This is a genomic window from Streptomyces sp. JLBG701, from assembly GCF_058544905.1.
The window spans coordinates 10,812,308-10,829,622 of sequence record NZ_CM178588.1 but is presented as its reverse complement, the minus strand read 5'-3'; the positions used below and the strand labels follow the sequence as shown (position 1 = coordinate 10,829,622).

Below are 17,315 nucleotides of genomic sequence, written 5' to 3'. Positions count from 1 at the left end.
TCAGTCCCGGGGGTAGACGATCGCGGTGGCGCCGCTGATCTCTATGACGTCGACGGTCTTTCCGGCAGGAATCACCAGCGTCTCGTCGTAGGCGCGGGCCGTCCATTCCTCGCCGTCGATACGGACCCTGCCGCCCAGGCCCGTCACCTCCGAGACGACATAGGCAGCCCTGCCGACCAGCGCGTCCACGCCGAACCGCTCCGCCTGGGGCTGGAGCACGTGGCGCAGCGCAATGGGGCGCACAAACAGCACAGTGACTGTGGCGACGATGGTGAACACCAAGAACTGGAGGGGCAGCGGCAGCCCGACCGCGGCGGACCCCGCCGTGACCAACGCGGCCGCACTCAGCATGCCGAGCGCAGCGGTAAGGGTGAAGATCTCCGCCGCAGCCAATACCGCCGCGATGATCAACCAGATCAGCCATGGATCCATTGCGTGCCTCTTCTGACCGGTGCGGGCGCGGAAGGGCTGACTCTCACCATTGGACCCCGATACGGGACAGCCGCGATACCCCTGGGAAAGGAAACCCTCCCGGACGAGCGGAGATGTAATCGCGCAACGCATCCCAAGCGATCACTTCGCACATCGACAGCGATTTTACCTGTACAGAGAAGGTCGCTCCTTCGTAAAAGGTCGCCGCAGGGCGACATCCAGGGCCGCTCCGGTTGCCTGTGCCACGCTTCGGGTCCGTACGGGGCTCCACGCCTTCAGGTACCGCGGGTAGACGAGTCCGCAGTACGCGCCAGGCACTCAGCGAGCGTTGCCGCTACGGCTCGCACGCACCAATGCCACCAACTGCCTCGACCGGTCAGCGCCAATCCGCAGTGCCTTCCGAAGCGACTCAGCCGAGACAGGACGCTGATGTGCTTCCCGGTGTCGAGCATCCAAGTGTCGGGCACGCTCCAGCAGCGGATCAGCCTGGGCGCGATCACGGCCTGCGCCGCTCTCGGCTTCCTCCCAAAAACCGAGTTCCGCCTTCGCCCTGACGACAGGCCGGTGAGCCAACAGCTCCACCGAAAGCAACAGCGCGACCGGCGGCCACCCGGCAACCAGCACCGGCTTCCAGGCCAGCACCGGCGCAGCCGCGACGTTGGCCGCCAGCGACACCGCGATCCCCAGCAGAAAAGCCAGCCAAACGGCGTAGCGCGCCCGGCACCCACCACGTCCCGACGGCTTCAGCAGCCCGACTGTCGCCAGCAGCAGCAACCCGTCAACCGACAGCGGCCACAAGGACGCGCTCACCTCATCCGCACCGCCCTGCAAGGCGAAGTCCCGCTGATGGACGTACGAGGCATACGCCGCAACCCCCGCGACCACCAGCGCACAGCCACATCGCAGCCAGGCATCAAGATCAGGCGACTCTCCCCTCGCCGTCCGGCGCGGCCCTTCGCTCGGGACAGACCCCATGTCCGGGTCGCCCATCACACCGACCCATCCCACGCCGCAGGACAGAACCGCCCCTCCACCACCAGCCGCCCGACAGGAAACCGCTGGTCAGCCCTGCAACCATCTGCATGTGGCCCCGCCGGGGGCACCAGTCACACTCCGTGTTCTCGCAGGTCAGGGCCAACAACGGCCCTACCTGCGAGACTACCTATGGTTCATACGTAAGCGGCCACGCAGGACGATCACATGCGTCCACAACGTGCCCTCACACGCCATTACCGCAGGTGAGGGGCACCACCACAGCGGTCTAAGCCACGCTGGGTGACCATCGCAGGTTCGAACCATACGGGGACTTCCAATAGCAGGCACTTCAGTCACGCTCTGCAGTTCGACCTGGTCAGGGCTCCTTGTTGCGCTCGCACCGTTAGATCACTCTTCTCGACTGTTCGAATGCCCGAAGGGCAACCAACGCGAGCTGCGAGGCATGAGCGTGCGAGAGACGAACTGGCGGTGTCGGACGTGTTCGAGATGCCGCTGCGACAGCTCGACTCCGCCCAGCCGCGGATGTTCGCCGGCTGGGTCCGGTGTTCAGTACGGCGGTAGGTGTGGTGTTCCTGGTCCTGGCCGCGCTGGCTCCGTTCCAGAACTGGTTTCTGCCAGGACTGGAGCATTCGGGGCCGTCGATGCGGCCGATGACGTAGGCGGCTGAAGGGTTGATCAGCCGCAGCAGTCGGCCACCCGCGGTTCAGCAGCAGTCGCATCCCGAGCCGGGGTCGCGCAGCACCCCTTGCCCTGCCAGGCGTCGCGGCCTTCCTTGACCGCGATGGCGGCGATGACGAGTGCTGCGACGGGGTCGGCCCAGGACCAGCCGAGGGTGGCATTGGCGACCAGGCCGATCAGCAGGACGGCGGAGAGGTAGGTGCACAGCAGGGTCTGCTTGGAGTCCGCGACCGCGCTGGCGGATCCCAGTTCGCGTCCGGCCTTGCGCTGGGCCGCGGACAGGAACGGCATAACGGCCAGGGACAGGGCGGCGATCACGATACCGGGAAGAGAGCGGTCGGCCTCGCCGGCGCCGGCCAGGGCGCGGACGGCGTCGACGGTGACGTACGCGGCGAGCGCGAAGAACGACACCGAGATGATCCGCAGTGTTGTCTTCTCGCGCGCCTCGCGGACCGCGTGCTCGCGGGCGGAGAACTGCCAGGCGACCGCGGCGGCGGAGGAGACTTCGATGACCGAGTCGAGGCCGAAGCCGATCAGCGCGGTGGAGGAGGCGATCGTTCCCGCGGTGATCGCGACGATCGCCTCGATGACGTTGTAGGTGATGGTGGCGGCGACCAGCAGACGTATCCGTTTGGCCAGCGCGTCACGGCGGGTCGGGGACGGCCCGAGGGAGATGGATGCCATCAGCAGCAGCCCTTCGTCTCCGCGTCCGGGCAGCTCTTGTCCGCCTCGACCGCGGCCACGGCGCTGCGCAGGTCGTCCAGCGCGTGCCCGAGGCGTTCGTCGGCCAGTTCGTAGCGGGTACGGCGTCCGACGGGCACGGCGACGACCAGGCCGCAGTCCCGCAGGCACGCCAGGTGGTTCGACAGCCTGGTGCGGGAGATGCCGAGCGCGTCGGCGAGGTCGGAAGGGTGGGCCGGGGCCTCGCGCAGCGCGAGCAGCAGCCGGCAGCGGATCGGGTCGGCGAGCGCGCGGCCAAAGCGGGCCAGCACCTTGATGTCGGAGGCAACAGTCAGCACCCCACGAGAGTACACATGATCCTGAATTCAGGAAATCATGGACTATCGGGTGGGTGCGCGGCGCCTGGACCGACCTGCACAGAGACCTGATCGCCGAGGCCGCGGAAACCGGCGACGCCCGGGACGACGTCGCGCCCGACGAGCTCGCGGGCTGCTGCCTCCACTCCCTCGCGGCGGCAAGTGCCCTGCCGTCCAAGGCCGCGGTCAGCCGACTCGTCAACGTCACTCTCAGCGGGCTGCGCCCACCACACTGACCTCGGACGAGCAGGCCCACCCCTGACCGGCAGCCGGAATCCCGCCGCCGAACGTCAGTTCCGCATCGGCAAGTTACGCCCCCTCGGGCTCCGCCGCCGGGGCCGCGTTCTCGATGATCCGGCAGACCAGGGCTTCGTCCCCGCGGCCTGCGGCCTGGTCCGCCTGGGCGTGAGCGCGCTGGAGGGTCGTACGGAGGGCCTGGAGGTCGGCGATACGGCGGTCTATGTCGGCGAGGCGCTTGTCGAGGAGGTCGGTGACGAGGCCGCAGGGCTGCTCGCCGCTGCGCTGCAGGTCGAGGACGTCCTTGATCTCCTTGAGGCTGAGGCCGAGGGCCTGGGCCTGGCGGATGAAGCCGAGGACGGGGACGGCGTCGTCGGTGTAGGTGCGGTAGCCGGCGGCGGTGCGCTCGGGCGGGTCGATGAGGCCATGGGCCTCGTAAAGGCGTACGGCCTTGGGGCTGAGCCCGGTCTGGGCGGCGATGCGGCCGACGGTGAGCATGGTGGGGCTCCGTTCGTGGTGCGTGTTTCCAATGTCGCCTTGACTTTGCCCTAAGGGCAAGGTTTTAGCGTCCAGGCATGAGCACGGATCAAGGGGACGGCTGTCCGGCGATGACGGTGGAGCCGCTGAGCGCCGCGTGTGCGGCCGTGGTGGCGCGGGGCGAGCATGCCTGCTTCGGGATCAGCCCGTTCAACAGCTACTTCTCCACGAACCGGATCCGGGACCTGGCGGCGTGGGGGCTCGCCCGCTTCGAAAGGGTGGACTTCCTCGTGCCGGACGCGCCCAGCGCCTTCACCTTCGAGGCGTTGGGGTACGCGCCGGAGAAGGCCGCGTGGAAGGCGCGTCGGCAGGGCCAGTACACCCGCAACAAGATTGCTACGGGCCTGAGTTCGCTGGGGGTGACCGACCCCGGCGCGCGGTTGCTGGGCTGGGCCGAGTTGGAGAGCAATGCGGCCTTCGGGCGGCTCCACGAGCACGGGCTGAAGCGGTACGCCGAGGACGCGGACTTCCGGGACGCCTGCCGGGAGGCGTCCGGCTGGGTGCTGGCCGGCAAACCGCCCGCCGGACGGACGCCGGACGAGGAACAGATCGAGCGGGCGGTGCGCTACTTCGTCGCCGAGCTGCCGCTGTTCCTCGACACCCCTTCCATCGTCGGGGCCGGGATATCGGTCTTCTGCTACCACCAGCCACCCGCCGTACTACGCCGCCTGTACGCCGGTGAGCTGAGCTGGCGGCCCGCTGCCGGACAGGGCTTCGCCGTGGTCACACCGGCCGGCCGAGAATGAACACGGAAGGAACCTCCACTATGTCCACCACGACCGACACCGGCCCGATAGAGCTGGAGCTGGCGATCACCGGGATGACCTGCGCCTCGTGCGTGGCGCGGGTTGAGAAGAAGCTGGGCGTGCTGCCCGGCGTGAGCGCCACGGTGAACCTGGCGACCGCGACTGCGCACGTCACCCGCGAGGACCCCGGGGTCAAGGTGGCCGAGCTGGTCACCGCCGTCGAGGCCATCGGTTACGGCGCCGAGGTGGCCGGGACCGGCCCATCGGGGGCGGAGGAGGCCGAGACGGTTGATGCCGAGCAGGCACACGTCGCCGGGCTGCGGCGTCGTCTGATCGGTTCGGCGGTGCTCGGGCTGCCCGTGGTGGTCATATCGATGATCTCCGCCCTGCACTTCGCCGGATGGGAGTGGCTCGCGCTCGCGTTGGCCACGCCAGTGGTGGCGTGGGGTGCGTGGCCGTTCCACCGGGCGGCGGCGGTCAATCTGCGGCACGGCGCGGCGACCATGGACACATTGGTGTCGCTGGGGGCGCTGGCCGCGTATCTGTGGAGCGTCGGTGCCCTGGCCGTCGGCGGGGAGCACCTGTATCTGGAGGTCGCCGTCGTCCTGACGGCGTTCCTGCTGGCCGGGAGGTTCTTCGAGGCGCGGGCCAAGAGGCGGGCCGGGGAGGCGATCCGGGCGCTGATGGACCTGGGCGCCAAGGACGTCGCCGTGCTCCGCGACGGGACCGAAATACGCATCCCCGTCGAGGAGTTGGCGGTCGGGGATCTGTTCGCCGTACGGCCCGGAGAGAAGATCGCCACGGACGGCGAAGTCGTCGAGGGTGCGTCAGCGGTGGACGAGTCGCTACTGACCGGAGAGAGCGTGCCGGTGGAGGTCGAGCCGGGCTCGGCGGTGACCGGCGCGACCGTCAACAGCCACGGACGGCTGGTCGTCCGGGCGACGCGGATCGGGTCGGACACCAAGCTGGCGCAGATCGCCGCGCTGGTGGAGCGGGCGCAGACCGGCAAGGCGGAGGTGCAGCGGCTGGCCGACCGGATCTCGGCGGTGTTCGTGCCGGTCGTGATCGCGCTGGCGATCGGCACGTTCGGGGTGTGGCTGCTCCCCGGGGCCTCGGCGGCGACCGCACTGACCGCGGCCATCGCCGTGGTCATCATCGCCTGCCCGTGTGCGCTCGGGCTGGCCACGCCCACCGCGCTGATGGTCGGTACCGGGCGCGGGGCGCAGCTCGGGCTGCTGATTCGCGGGCCCGAGGTGCTGGAGTCCACCCGGCGGATCGACACCGTCGTCCTGGACAAGACCGGCACCGTCACCGAGGGCCGCATGCGCCTGGTCGACGTCGTACCGGCCGCAGGCGAGCAGCAGGACGACGTGCTGCGCCTGGCCGGCGGACTTGAGCACGCCAGCGAGCATCCGATCGCCGCCACCATCGCCAACGCCGCGCGCGAGCGGCTCGGTTCGCTCCCCGACGTGGTCGGCTTCGCCAACACCCAGGGCAGGGGCGTCACCGGGCAGGTCGAGGGACGTACCGTCCGCGCGGGGCGCGCCGCCTGGCTCGAAGCCGAGCAGGGGCAGGGCCTGCCCGAGGAGTTGGCCCGGGCCGCGAAGAAGGCGGAAGGTGAAGGCCGTACGGTCGTCTTCGTCGCCTGGGACGGGCAGGTGCGCGGCGCGCTGGTGGTCGCCGACACCGTCAAGGCGACCAGCGCCGAGGCAGTGGCCGACCTCAAGCGGCTCGGCCTGACCCCGGTGCTGCTGACCGGCGACAACACCGCCGCCGCCCGTGCGGTCGCGGCCGAGGTGGGCATCGATCAGGTGATCGCCGAGGTCCATCCCGAGGACAAGGTCGCCGAGGTCGAACGCCTCCAGCAGCAGGGCCGGGTGGTGGCGATGGTCGGCGACGGCGTCAACGACGCGGCCGCCCTCGCCCAGGCCGACCTGGGCCTGGCCATGGGCACCGGCACCGACGCGGCGATCGCGGCGTCCGATCTGACGCTGGTACGAGGAGACCTGCGGGCGGCGGCGGACGCCATCCGGCTGGCGCGGCGCACTCTCCGTACCATCAAGGCCAATCTGTTCTGGGCGTTCACCTACAACGTGGCCGCACTGCCGCTGGCCGCGCTCGGCCTGCTCAACCCGATGATCGCGGGCGGGGCGATGGCGTTCTCGTCGGTCTTCGTCGTGTCCAACAGCCTGCGACTGCGGCGCTTCCAGCCCCTGCGCTGACCTCTGGGCCTCCGTTTTCGGGTCCCGTGGTTCTGTGATCTGCTGGAGATGTCTTCAGAGTGTGCGTCGCTCGCTCCTGGAAGAAGGCAGCCCATGCCGCACGTCAGACTGGCTGCACCGGCGCCCACCCGGCCGGGAGTCCTGCTGCCGGGGCGTGATCTGGCCGTCGCCTGGATCCTGATGGTGCTGATAGCCGCTCTCGCCTGGCTGGTCACCATCGGCCAGTCCCGCCACATGGGGATGGAACCCGGCACCATGGGCCTGGCGCTCCCGCTCTTCCTCCTGCTGTGGGTGGTCATGATGGCGGCGATGATGCTGCCCTCGGTGGCGCCCGTGGCCATCACCTGGGTCCAGGCGATCGGCCGCCAAGCGGCGGGCCCGGTCCGGGCGCTGCGGATCGGCGAGTTCGTCAGCGGCTACCTGCTCGCGTGGGCGGGGTTCGGCCTGGTGGCGTACGGCCTCCTCGCGGCCACGGACCGGTTGTTGGACAGCCATGCCGAGGCGGGGCGCTGGATCGGTGCCGCCGCGTTCCTGCTCGCCGGACTGCAGCAGTTCGGGCCGCTGAAACGGGTCTGCCTGCGGCACTGTCGCAGCCCAATGTTCCAGCTGCTGCGGTATGCGCGCTTCCGGCCGTGGGCGAAGGATCTGCGGGTGGGCGCGCACCACGGGGTCTACTGCGTCGGCTGCTGCTGGGGGCTGATGATCGTCCTGATCCCGCTCGGGGTGATGAATGTGGCGGCGATGGCGGGACTGGCCGCGGTGATCTTCCTGGAGAAGTTGTGGCGCGGCGGTCCCTGGCTCAGCTGGGCGGTCGGCGTCGCCTTCCTCGTGCTGGCCGTGCTCGCCCCGTTCCAGGACTGGCTGCTGCCCGGCCTGCAGATGTCCGGCCCGTCGATGGACCAGATGCTGGGTCCGGCGCTCTGAGCGGAGGCCGGTCGCTCCGCCAGGTGGCCCTTCGGCAGCTGAAGTATCCGGCGCTCGACACACAGAACGGCACGGCGAAGTTCACCGCCACGCGCGCGGCCGTGGCCACGCCGGCCTCACCGGACGCGATGACGGAACCCTGGTTGACCAGGGACAAGACCGTACCGACGAGAAGTGCGATCGGAATGCACCGCCTCAGGGACGCACGGGAGAACACCGTTGCCAGCAGTCGCGGTCGCGCCTGTGCGGGAGGAGGCATCCCCGTCCTCCTCCCGTGCCGACGTGTGCGACGTAAGGGCGACCTGCACGTCTACAGGCGCCCGGTGGACGAGCCCTCGGGCTGTTCGCTGGCGAACGCGTACTCGGACACTTCGCCGTACGCCGGCTCGAAGGTCAGGCCGAACGCCTGCGAACTGCCGGTGGTGGTGCCGATGGTGAACTCGGGCGCGAATCCGAACAACGCGTTCTTCACCGTCGTAGGTCCCCCGTCAGGCCCGCGCAGGGCCTCGAATTCGAGCTGGGTCTTCCCGTCGACGCTGAGCCGGGGCTTCTCCCCGTCCGTGAGGGAGATGCTCGCCCGCTCCACGCCCAGGTTCTCGCCGAAGAACTGCGAGAGCTCGCCGAACGCGCCGCCCTCGTCCCCGGACACGATGCGTTCGAGCGCGGGGGCCTGGGCATCGCTGGCTCCGTCGTCGATGACGAAGCCGACCTTCCAGTTACCCGCGGTCAGATGAGAGGGGAACTGGAAGTACAGGGCGAAGTCCACGCCGGAGAGGTCCACCTCGTCCAGGTGCCCTTCGGACACGTGGAAGGCGGCGCACCCGAGGCATTCCTCGCGTCCTTGAGGGTCGTGCGGCATCGCGTCGACCGCGCACCCGCAGACCACTGCGCACGAACAACCAACCAGGTAGTTGCCAGAGATACTCCACGTCATGACTGCTCCCGATTCCTGCGCGAATATCGTCATCCGGCGGTGCGGACGACGCTGACGACGTCAGGAATCGGCGGGTGGAGAACGCTCGGTCGGTGAAGGGAGCAGGAGATGCGCTCCGAACCCACACCCGCCCCTCGCGGGGACGGCGCGACGCGATGCGCCGCCGCCCCGCGTCAGGATTCCGACCGGTGTGGTGGCATCCATCGGCTCCACTCCACGGGCACACGCTCACGACGTGCAGACCCGGGAAGCCTTCTCCTTCCAGGCTAGACACGCCCCCAGAGGGTGTAAAGGCGAGGGGCGACCGCCGAGACCGCGGCCGCCCCCTGCCCGTGTCAGCCGGCGACGACAGCCTGGTAACCGGCCCGCTCGACCGCAGCGATCAGTGCCGCATGGTCGGTGGCGCCTTCGTCGTCGAGGCGGACGGTGGAGCGGCCTTTGCGTACGTCGGTACGGGAGGAACGTACGCCCGGCACCTCTTCGAGCTCGTCGTCGACGAGCAGACCACAACTGGCGCAGTGCATGCCCTCGACGTCGAGGACGACTTGGGGACCGATCTCCTCCGAACGGGCCTTGCCACGCAGCCATTTCATGCCGCGCCCTCCTTGAACTCGATGGCGCCGCCCTGCATGCCCATGGCGCAGGAGAAGATCAGCTTGCCGGGCTGGCGGGTGCCCAGGTCGATGCGGATGTCGCCGTCGCGCTTGGCGATCTCCTGCACGCCGAGCTCGGGGATGGTGAAGGCGCGGGCACAGCCGCCGGAGTCCTTGCCGCGCAGGATCAGGGTGGTGGGGGCACCGGCCCTGGCGGTGAAGGCGGTAGGTTCGTAGAAGTCGGTGACGGTCAGGACGATGGTCTGCTTCCCGGCGGCGTCGAGGGTGACCGGGCCTTGCAGGGCAGGCGTGTTGGGCTTGGCGGACGTGCCCGGCTGCGGTTCCGTCGCGGCGGCGGGAGTGGTGGTGTCCACCGTCGAGTACCAGCCGCCTGCCTGGAGTCCGGAGACCATCGTCCAGGCCGCGACGGCGAGCACCACCAGGCCGGTGACGACGCCGAGCCGCCCGGAGAACGCCTTTCCGGCCTGGCGGAAGACGTAGCCGAGGGCGGCGAACAGCGGGGCCGTGCCGAGGACGAACCCGGCCATCACGGCCGCACCGGCCACCGCCGACCCGGAGGTGATCGCGACCAGTTCGACGGAGAGCGTCACCCCGCACGGGACGAGGACGGTGGCGAAGCCGAGCAGGGCGGGGGCGAGTTTGGCACCGGACTTGGACTTGCGCCGCACCAGTTGCCCGAAGGCGGCGGGTGGGCGGGGCACCAGGCGGGCCACCGCCTTGACCCCCATCAGGTCCAGGGCGAACAGGACCATCAGGACACCGGCGGCGATGAGCAGGACCGCCCGGGTACGGGGACTGGGCTGCAGCGCGGCGCCGAAGATCCCGAGCAGGGCGCCGAGGAGGGTGTGGGAGAGGAGTTTTCCAGCGAGGAAGGCGCCGACCGGGGCGAGTGGCTCGGCAACCCGCTGACGTGCGCCGACCTGGCGCGGCGGATGGTCCTGCGGGGCAGGGGTCCGGCGGCCGACGGCACCGGCCAGCAGGCCGCCTTGTACGGCGGCGCAGGAGGCGCCTCCGGCCAGCAGGCCGGTCCCGGCGCTGGTGAGGAACAGGGTGAGAGTCGAGGCCATGCGTGGGGTTCTCCATCGGGAATCGGGAGGAGGGCACGCGCGCATGACGGCGTGCCGGGCTGATCGGGCATCCGGGTCCCGCCGGTCGGCGACCGGTGGGAGTGGGGGTGCGATCAGGTCCGGCTCACGCACAGCCTGTGGAGATCGGGTCCTTCACGGGAGGCGGGGGACGGCCGCGCCCGCTCCATGCCGCCCGCTGCAGCCACGTCGTTCGCGGCCGTCGAGGAGATGTTCGCCGCGAGCGGCAACGGGGCGGTGGAGGGACGGTGTTGGGCGGACGGCTGACAGTCCATGACCATGTCGTCCATGGGGCACGACGGTTCGGCCATCTCCTGAGCGTCCGCCCGGTCCGCCGAGAACGACGATGTCGTCGAAGCCGCGGGCATCGCGTTCATGGGAACCGCCATGGCAGGCTGCGCGAGCCCCGTGGTGCACAGGGCCAGGGCGAGCACGGCCAGCAGCCCGGCCCATCGCCGGGCCGAGAGCGGCTGCACACGCGTCCGGGCCATGGCACCGGATGCTAGCCCGTGCCGAAGCCTCCGCCTCGGGTTTGCGGAGTTCACAGGGCCGGCTGGTAGTCCGCGACCCAGTAGCGCAGCAGGCCGGTCAGGTACCCCCACGCGCCGCTGACCTGCAGAATGCCGACGACGACCAGCATCGCGCCGCCGAACCGCATCACAGTACGGGCGTTGCGGCGGGCGAACCCGAACGCCCGCAGCGCACGCCGGAAGCCGAGGGCCGCGACGAGGAAGGGCAGGCCCAGACCGACGCTGTAGACGAAGGCCAGCAGGGCGCCGCGTCCGGCGCTGCCGGTGGTGAAGGACAGGCTCATCACGGCGGCGAGGGTGGGCCCGATGCACGGGGTCCAGCCCAGGCCGAACATCACCCCCAGCAGCGGTGCCCCGGCCAGGCCGGCGCGCGGGTGGTAGCCGACGCGGAAGGTGCGTCCGGCGAGCGGGATGCACTCGAAGGCGCCGAGGAAGAGCAGGCCGAGCAGGATGGTCAGGGTGCCGAGGATCCGGGTGATGAGGTCCTGGTGTTCGAGCAGCGTGTTGCCGGCATAGCCGAGCGCGGCCCCGTAGCTCGCGAAGAGGACGGAGAAGCCGAGGATGAACAGCGCCGTCCCGGCGACCATCCGGCCCCGGCTCTCCCGACCGGCCTGCACGTCGGCCGCCGACATGCCGGTGGCGTACGAGAGGTGGCCGGGCACCAGCGGCAGACAGCACGGCGAGAAGAACGACACCGCGCCGGCCAACAGGGCGAGCGGCGCGGCCAGCAACAGCGGCCCGTCGGCGACGAGGTCGGGTATGGCGGCGCTCAAGGACAGCCTCCAGAACGGGGCACGAAGGAACGGTGCGCCGCGCTGGACGCCCCCGCGACAATACTCCTAACCTGATTAGGTGAGGCGGAGGGGCCTCCCTCGCCGCGACCGAGGAGGACGTCATGGCCAAAGCTGCCGTGTCGCACCCGCTGTTCGCCCGGATCTACCCGCGCATCAACGCCTTCACCGAGGCCCAAGGCTCCGTCGAGCACCGCCAGGAGATGCTGGCCGGCATCCACGGTTGGGTGATCGAGATCGGCGCGGGCCTGGGCTCGAACTTCGCCCACTACCCGGCGGAGGTGGAACAGGTCGTCGCCATCGAGCCGGAGGAGAGGCTGCGCGCGGTCGCCGAGCAGGCCGCCGCGAAGGCCGCCGTGCCGGTGGAGGTGCGGGCGGGCCGCGCCGAGGAGCTGCCGGCGGACGACGACAGCTTCGACGTAGCGGTGTTCTCGCTGGTGCTGTGCACCATCACGGACGTGCCGGCCGCGCTCGCCGAGGCCCGGCGGGTTCTCAAGCCGGGCGGAGAGCTGCACTTCTACGAGCACGTGCGCTCCGACAACCCGCGCTTCTTCCGGATGCAGCGGATCATCAACCCGCTGTGGCGCACCCTGGGCGGCGGCTGCAACGTCACCCGCGACACCGAACGGGCCATCCAGGAAGCGGGCTTCACGGCCAAGGAGATCCGCCGCTTCGTCTTCCGGATCAACGGGCGGGCCAATCCCGGTTCCCCGTCGATCATCGGGACCGCCCGGCCGTCCACCTAGGCCGCTTAGGATGTCCGTACGGCAGTGGTTCGGTCCGGGAGGAGGACGCATGGCGCAGTTCGGCGAGCTGGAGGCCGCGATCATGGACGCGGTGTGGGACGCGGGCGAGCCGCTGCGCGTCCGCGAGGTCCTCGAACGCCTCGGCCGGGACCCGGAGCCCGCGTACAACACCGTCCACACGGTCACCGAGATCCTTCACCGCAAGGGCTGGCTGTCGAAGGAGAAGGACGGCCGGGCCTACCGGTACGGCGCCACCAGGAGCCGCGAGGAGTACGTCGCCGGGCTGATGGACGAGGCCCTGTCCGTGGCCGGGGACCGCACCGCGACACTGGCCCGCTTCGTGCAGCAGATGCAGCCCGGCGAGGCCGAGGAACTGCACCGCCTGCTCGGCCAGGCCGTGGCCAGGGAGGTGTCGGAGTGATCGTCGCCGCCGTCCTCTTCGCGTACGCCGTCCTGCTGTGCACCCTGGCACCCCGGCTGTTGCGCGGTGCGGGCTGGGCCGAGCGGGCGCCCCGGCTGGGCATCGTGGTCTGGCAGGTGCTGGGCGCCTCGGCGCTCACCGCCGCCGTGCTGGCCGGGCTTGCGCTGACCGTACCCACCGTCCGGGTCAGTGCCGACCTCGCCGAGGTGCTGCAGGCGTGCGTGATGGCGCTGACCGCGCAGTACGCCTCGCCGGGCGGTGCCGCCGCCGGGGCGGCCGGGGCGGTGCTCGCCCTCGCCGTGCTGGGCCGGGTGGCCTGGTGCGTGGGCGCGGCCCTGCTCCGGATCCGGCGCGAGCGCAGGGAACACCGCGAGGTGCTGGACATGGTCGGCCGTCCCGACGCGGCACGTGGAGTGGTCGTCCTCGACCACGACGAGCCCGCCGCCTGCTGCCTGCCCGGCCGCCACCGCCGCACCGTCCTCACCACCGGCGCCCTGCGCACCCTGGACGACGACCAGCTCGAGGCCGTCCTCGCCCACGAGCACGCCCACCAGACAGAACGGCACGACGCCGTACTGGCCTGGGCGCAGACGCTGGCCCACGCCTTCCCCCGCGTCCCGCTGTTCGGTACCGCCGAGGCGGAGATCGCCCGGCTGGTGGAGATGCGCGCCGACGACGTGGCCGCCGGCCGCTCCGGCCGGCTGACGACGGCCGCCGCGCTGCTCGCGGTCGCGGGCGGACGCACCCCGGCTGTTGCGCTCGCGGCGGGTGGCTCCACGGCGGCCCGGCGGGTTGCCGTCTGATCGAGCCGCACCGGCCGCTGAGCCGCGAGCGCATCGCCGCCGGTTCACTGACGGCCGCCGCCGCGCTCGCCCTGCCGCTGCTGGTCGTCGGCGGCCCCGCGGCGGCCGCGACACAGCTGAACTACTGCCCGGACGGCACCCCGGTCGCCCAGGTCACCACCATGCGCTGACCAGCACAGCAAGCCCCTTCCTGGACATCGCCACACTCTTTTACCTAATCCCCTTAGGAGTTCAGGTTTCAGGTCGAGGAGAGGCGTCGTACGCATGGGAGAGCTGCTGTTCGGCACCACGCTGCTGGCGTCGTTCCTCGGCGGAGTCGTGGCGCTCCTCGCGCCCTGCTGCGTGTCCGTGATGCTGCCCGCGTACCTGGCGACCGGCTTCCGCCGCCGCACCGGGATCCTGGCCGCCACACTGGTCTTCGCCGCCGGGGTGGCCACGGTGATCGTGCCGATCGGGCTCGGCGCCGCAGCCCTCGTCGCGCTAATCTCCGGCCACCACCTGCTGGTGTTCTCCATCGGCGGTACGGCGATGGCGGCCGGTGGGATCGCCCTGCTGGCCGGGTGGAAGCCGCAGCTGCCGATGGTCTCGGGCCGGGCCCCGTCCGGACACGGCTTCGGCTCGGTCTACGGGCTCGGCGTGTTCTCCGGCGCGGCCAGCTCCTGCTGCGCACCGGTGCTCGCCGGGGTCGCCGTGCTCTCCGGTGCCGCCGCCTCCTTCCCCGCCGCCCTCGCCGTCTCGCTAACGTACGTGGCCGGGATGGTCGCCCCGCTGTGCCTGCTGGCCCTGGTGTAGGACCGCCGCAACTGGGGCGCCGGCCACCTGCTGCAGGTGCGTCAAATCACCCTGCGCTTCGGCTGGTTGAGGCGGCGGATGCCGCTGGGCAGCGCCGCCTCGGGGATCCTGCTGATCGCGATGGGCGCGCTGACTCTCGTCCAGGCCGTGCGCGGTCCGGACACGGCGTCGGACGGCTGGCGCGTCCGCGTCGCCGCCGACCTGCAGCACGCAGCCTCCGTGATCACCAAGGCACTCGACTGGCTGCCCGGCGGGGCGCTGGCGATCTTCCTCCTTGCGCTCATCGCCTTCCCCGTACGGCAGGCGCAAGCCCACCTGGACGCCCCCGTCCGGCGCTCCCCCGGCGCCGCGGCGGGGGCGTCCCCCACCGACTGCTGCGACGAGCCGCAGGTACCCCTCACCACCTCCTCCTCCTCCGGAGAGGACCGCCACGCATGAGTTCCCTGAGTCAACCTCTATGCCGCCAGAGGCTTCTCGGCGGGCGTGTTGATCTTGTTGTTGGTCTGGTGGGTGACGGGGTCGTAGCAGGTGCCGGTGCGCCAGCAGGCCCACCTCACGCGCAGCCAGGCGCGGGCCAGGATGCGGATGGCGTGCGGGTGTCGCTTCTTGCGGGCCCGTCATGACCGGCAACTGGCTCCCCCTCGCGGCCACCGTCCTCGCCGCCGCATTGACCTGGTGGTGCTGCATCCGCCCGATGGCCAGGAACCGCTCCTGCCACGGCACGTCCGACCCCGGGCTGCAGGAGGAGCTCCGCGCCGCCCGCGAGGAGCTCCAGCGCCTGCGCGGCGAGACCACCCCGCCGACCGACCCGACCGACAGACCGGAGACCCTTAACCGGTGACCGTCCTCGCACCATCCCTCCGACGCCCGGCCACCACGCTCCTCGCCCTGGCCACGCTCGCCCTGGCCGTGCTGCTGGGCACCGCCACCCCCGCGTCCGCGCACGCCACCCTGCTGTTCACCGGCCCGGCCGCGGACGCGACGGTCGCCGACTCGCCGAAGTCACTGGTGCTCGTCTTCGACCAGCCGGTGAGCCTCGGCGGGAGTTCCGTACGGCTGAAACCGGCGACGCCCGTCGGCACAGCCGCCCTCAGCCAGGGCACCCGCACTGTCACCGTGCCCGTACGCGGCACACTGGCCGAGGGCGTGTACACCGTCGACTGGCAGGTCACCGCCCGTGACGGCGACATCATGACCGGCAGCTACCGCTTCGCCGTCGGCCCCCGCACGATCGCCCTCGCCTCCGGCCAGACCACCACGGCCAAGGACCCGGCCCCGACCACCGCCCTGCGCTGGATGCTCTTCACGGCCCTCGCCTTCCTTCTCGGCGAAGCCGCCACGAAACGCCTCGCCGCCCGCGTCCCCGACGCCCCGTCCCGGCGCCCGCCCTCCTGGGCCCTGCCCGCCGCACTCGCCGGCACCGCGGCCGCCGTCGCCCTCGCCGCGCTCCAGGTCAGCCAGGGGTCCCTCACCTCCTTGACCGACTCCCGCCCCGGCGTCCTGGCCCTGGTCGAGATCGCCGGCTTCGCCCTCGCGACCCTCGCTGTCGTCGTACGCCGCCGATCCTGGGCCGTCCTCCCGCTGACCGCCGTGCTGGTCGCCGAGGCGCTGCGGGCCCACCCGCAGGCCGAACAGGCCGTCGCCGGACCGCTGTTGACCTTCGTCCACCTCGCGGCGGCCGCACTGTGGACGGGCACCCTCATCCACGTGCTGCGCACCATGGCCGCCTGGCGGAGCGACCGCGGCGCCACCCGCACCCTCCTGCTGGCCTACGCCCGCCTCGCCGCCTGGCTGTTCGCGGCCGTCGTCACCACCGGCGTCATCGCCGCCCTGCTCCTGGTCCCGCTCGACGACCTCGCCACCACCGCCTACGGCCAGGTCCTCCTCGCCAAGACCACCCTGGTCGCGGTCGCCGCCGCTCTCGCCTACACCGCACGCCGCCACCTGCACCGCCGTACGACCGGCAGCCTCCGCTACCGCCCGGCCCGCCTCGAAGCCTCCGTCCTGGCCGTCGTCCTCGCCGTCTCCGCCACTCTCACCGTGCTGCGCGTGCCCGCGGACGCCGACCGCCCACTGCCCTTCGCGCCCCCGACCACCGGCCCGGTCGTGCCCGCCGGAACCCGCGCCGGGGAGATCGGCATCAGCGCCCGCGCCAGCACCGGCCAGATCGTCATCGACCTGACCGCACCCCAGATCGGCGCCACGGACGACCAGCCGTACGACCTGTCCGCCACCCTCGCCGACCCGCGGGGCAACCGGCGAGCCCTGAAGCTCCGCGGCTGCGGCACCGGCTGCTTCTACACCCCGCTGACCTGGCGCAAGGGCACCAGCCGCCTCACCCTCACCGCCTCCGCTGGCGAGGAATGGGCGGGCGGACACGCGGGCCTGACCATCACCTGGCCGCCCCGCCCCGACACCGCCCTGCTCCGCGAGACGGTCGCCGCCATGAAGCAGGTCCCCCGCTTCACCCTGCACGAGCTCGTCACCAGCAACACCGCACGCGGCCTCGGCGACCTCAGGCAACTCCCCCTCACCGGCAAGGAGTTCCTCGCCTCCGAGCCGTACGGCAGCGCCACCGCCCCCGTGATCACCCGCCTGCCCGACGAGAGCGGCCACCGCAGCCTCGCCCTGGCCTACCCCGCCGAACACACCCAGCTCGACCTCACCCTCGACGAGACCGGCCGGATCCTCCACGAGACCCTGACCGCCCCCAACCACCTCGTCACCCGCACCTTCGTCTACCCGGAGCCGGAGGAGGAAGAAGGCCATGAGCACTGACCTTCCGAGCCC

General features: G+C 71.3%; 21 protein-coding genes. 11 read left to right on the top strand and 10 right to left on the bottom strand.

Annotated elements, in window-relative coordinates; genetic code table 11:
- From AC5DRG_RS49585 to AC5DRG_RS49570, 4 genes are all read right to left on the bottom strand, one after another.
- Positions 1-432 (bottom strand): NfeD family protein, encoded by a 432-nt coding sequence (locus tag AC5DRG_RS49585; RefSeq protein WP_491806925.1) that lies wholly within the window; start codon positions 430-432, stop codon positions 1-3.
- Between the two features lie 318 nt (positions 433-750).
- Positions 751-1,422 carry a DUF2637 domain-containing protein gene (locus AC5DRG_RS49580; protein WP_491806924.1) on the bottom strand — a complete coding sequence of 224 codons (672 nt, stop codon included), beginning with the start codon at positions 1,420-1,422 and terminating at the stop codon, positions 751-753.
- 681 nt (positions 1,423-2,103) lie between these two features.
- Positions 2,104-2,790, bottom strand: coding sequence for a cation efflux transmembrane domain-containing protein (locus AC5DRG_RS49575; RefSeq protein WP_491806923.1), 687 nt, complete (start codon positions 2,788-2,790; stop codon positions 2,104-2,106).
- On the bottom strand, positions 2,790-3,125 hold the full coding sequence (locus AC5DRG_RS49570; protein ID WP_491806922.1) for an ArsR/SmtB family transcription factor: 336 nt from the start codon (positions 3,123-3,125) through the stop codon (positions 2,790-2,792). Before AC5DRG_RS49570 ends, AC5DRG_RS49575 begins: the two co-directional genes overlap by 1 nt.
- 53 nt (positions 3,126-3,178) lie before the next feature.
- Between AC5DRG_RS49570 and AC5DRG_RS49565 the strand changes: the two genes are divergently transcribed.
- On the top strand, positions 3,179-3,379 hold the full coding sequence (locus AC5DRG_RS49565; protein WP_491806920.1) for an SbtR family transcriptional regulator: 201 nt from the start codon (positions 3,179-3,181) through the stop codon (positions 3,377-3,379).
- 73 nt (positions 3,380-3,452) lie between these two features.
- Here the strand turns inward: AC5DRG_RS49565 and AC5DRG_RS49560 are convergent, their stop codons facing one another.
- On the bottom strand, positions 3,453-3,878 hold the full coding sequence (locus tag AC5DRG_RS49560) for a heavy metal-responsive transcriptional regulator (RefSeq protein WP_491806919.1): 426 nt from the start codon (positions 3,876-3,878) through the stop codon (positions 3,453-3,455).
- 77 nt (positions 3,879-3,955) lie between these two features.
- Between AC5DRG_RS49560 and AC5DRG_RS49555 the strand changes: the two genes are divergently transcribed.
- From AC5DRG_RS49555 to AC5DRG_RS49545, 3 genes are all read left to right on the top strand, one after another.
- Entirely contained in the window at positions 3,956-4,663 is a 708-nt protein-coding gene (locus AC5DRG_RS49555; RefSeq protein WP_491806918.1) for a tRNA-dependent cyclodipeptide synthase, read from the top strand.
- Positions 4,664-4,683: 20 nt separating this feature from the next.
- Positions 4,684-6,885: a heavy metal translocating P-type ATPase gene (locus tag AC5DRG_RS49550; protein WP_491806916.1), complete on the top strand. Its 2,202-nt coding sequence runs from the start codon at positions 4,684-4,686 to the stop codon at positions 6,883-6,885.
- Between the two features lie 93 nt (positions 6,886-6,978).
- Positions 6,979-7,809, top strand: coding sequence for a DUF2182 domain-containing protein (locus AC5DRG_RS49545; RefSeq protein ID WP_491806915.1), 831 nt, complete (start codon positions 6,979-6,981; stop codon positions 7,807-7,809).
- A gap of 310 nt (positions 7,810-8,119) precedes the next feature.
- On the opposite strand, the gene AC5DRG_RS49540 is transcribed toward AC5DRG_RS49545, so the two are convergent.
- The 5 genes from AC5DRG_RS49540 to AC5DRG_RS49520 form a co-directional block, all read right to left on the bottom strand.
- Positions 8,120-8,743, bottom strand: a complete 624-nt coding sequence (locus AC5DRG_RS49540) for a DUF1326 domain-containing protein (protein WP_491806914.1) — start codon at positions 8,741-8,743, stop codon at positions 8,120-8,122.
- 335 nt (positions 8,744-9,078) lie between these two features.
- Complete coding sequence (locus AC5DRG_RS49535) at positions 9,079-9,336, bottom strand: heavy-metal-associated domain-containing protein (RefSeq protein ID WP_491806913.1); 258 nt, start codon at positions 9,334-9,336, stop codon at positions 9,079-9,081.
- Complete coding sequence (locus AC5DRG_RS49530; protein WP_491806912.1) at positions 9,333-10,424, bottom strand: urease accessory protein UreH domain-containing protein; 1,092 nt, start codon at positions 10,422-10,424, stop codon at positions 9,333-9,335. The genes AC5DRG_RS49535 and AC5DRG_RS49530 overlap by 4 nt, the downstream gene beginning before the upstream one ends.
- A 113-nt stretch (positions 10,425-10,537) precedes the next feature.
- On the bottom strand, positions 10,538-10,933 hold the full coding sequence (locus AC5DRG_RS49525) for a hypothetical protein (RefSeq protein ID WP_491806910.1): 396 nt from the start codon (positions 10,931-10,933) through the stop codon (positions 10,538-10,540).
- 50 nt (positions 10,934-10,983) lie between these two features.
- Positions 10,984-11,751: a cytochrome c biogenesis CcdA family protein gene (locus AC5DRG_RS49520; RefSeq protein WP_491813373.1), complete on the bottom strand. Its 768-nt coding sequence runs from the start codon at positions 11,749-11,751 to the stop codon at positions 10,984-10,986.
- A 116-nt stretch (positions 11,752-11,867) separates the two neighbouring features.
- Here AC5DRG_RS49520 and AC5DRG_RS49515 point away from each other — a divergent pair, with 116 nt between their 5' ends.
- From AC5DRG_RS49515 to AC5DRG_RS49485, 7 genes are all read left to right on the top strand, one after another.
- Positions 11,868-12,509: a class I SAM-dependent methyltransferase gene (locus AC5DRG_RS49515; protein WP_491806909.1), complete on the top strand. Its 642-nt coding sequence runs from the start codon at positions 11,868-11,870 to the stop codon at positions 12,507-12,509.
- Between the two features lie 49 nt (positions 12,510-12,558).
- Positions 12,559-12,930: a BlaI/MecI/CopY family transcriptional regulator gene (locus tag AC5DRG_RS49510; RefSeq protein WP_491806908.1), complete on the top strand. Its 372-nt coding sequence runs from the start codon at positions 12,559-12,561 to the stop codon at positions 12,928-12,930.
- A complete protein-coding gene (locus tag AC5DRG_RS49505; protein WP_491806907.1) occupies positions 12,927-13,733 on the top strand; it encodes a M56 family metallopeptidase in 807 nt (268 codons plus the stop codon). Before AC5DRG_RS49510 ends, AC5DRG_RS49505 begins: the two co-directional genes overlap by 4 nt.
- A 264-nt stretch (positions 13,734-13,997) precedes the next feature.
- Positions 13,998-14,525, top strand: a complete 528-nt coding sequence (locus AC5DRG_RS49500) for a cytochrome c biogenesis CcdA family protein (protein ID WP_491806906.1) — start codon at positions 13,998-14,000, stop codon at positions 14,523-14,525.
- A 36-nt stretch (positions 14,526-14,561) separates the two neighbouring features.
- On the top strand, positions 14,562-14,963 hold the full coding sequence (locus tag AC5DRG_RS49495) for a hypothetical protein (protein ID WP_491806905.1): 402 nt from the start codon (positions 14,562-14,564) through the stop codon (positions 14,961-14,963).
- Between the two features lie 181 nt (positions 14,964-15,144).
- Positions 15,145-15,366 carry a hypothetical protein gene (locus AC5DRG_RS49490; RefSeq protein ID WP_491806903.1) on the top strand — a complete coding sequence of 74 codons (222 nt, stop codon included), beginning with the start codon at positions 15,145-15,147 and terminating at the stop codon, positions 15,364-15,366.
- Positions 15,363-17,303 (top strand): copper resistance CopC/CopD family protein, encoded by a 1,941-nt coding sequence (locus tag AC5DRG_RS49485; RefSeq protein WP_491806902.1) that lies wholly within the window; start codon positions 15,363-15,365, stop codon positions 17,301-17,303. The genes AC5DRG_RS49490 and AC5DRG_RS49485 overlap by 4 nt, the downstream gene beginning before the upstream one ends.
- Positions 17,304-17,315: the final 12 nt, after the last annotated feature.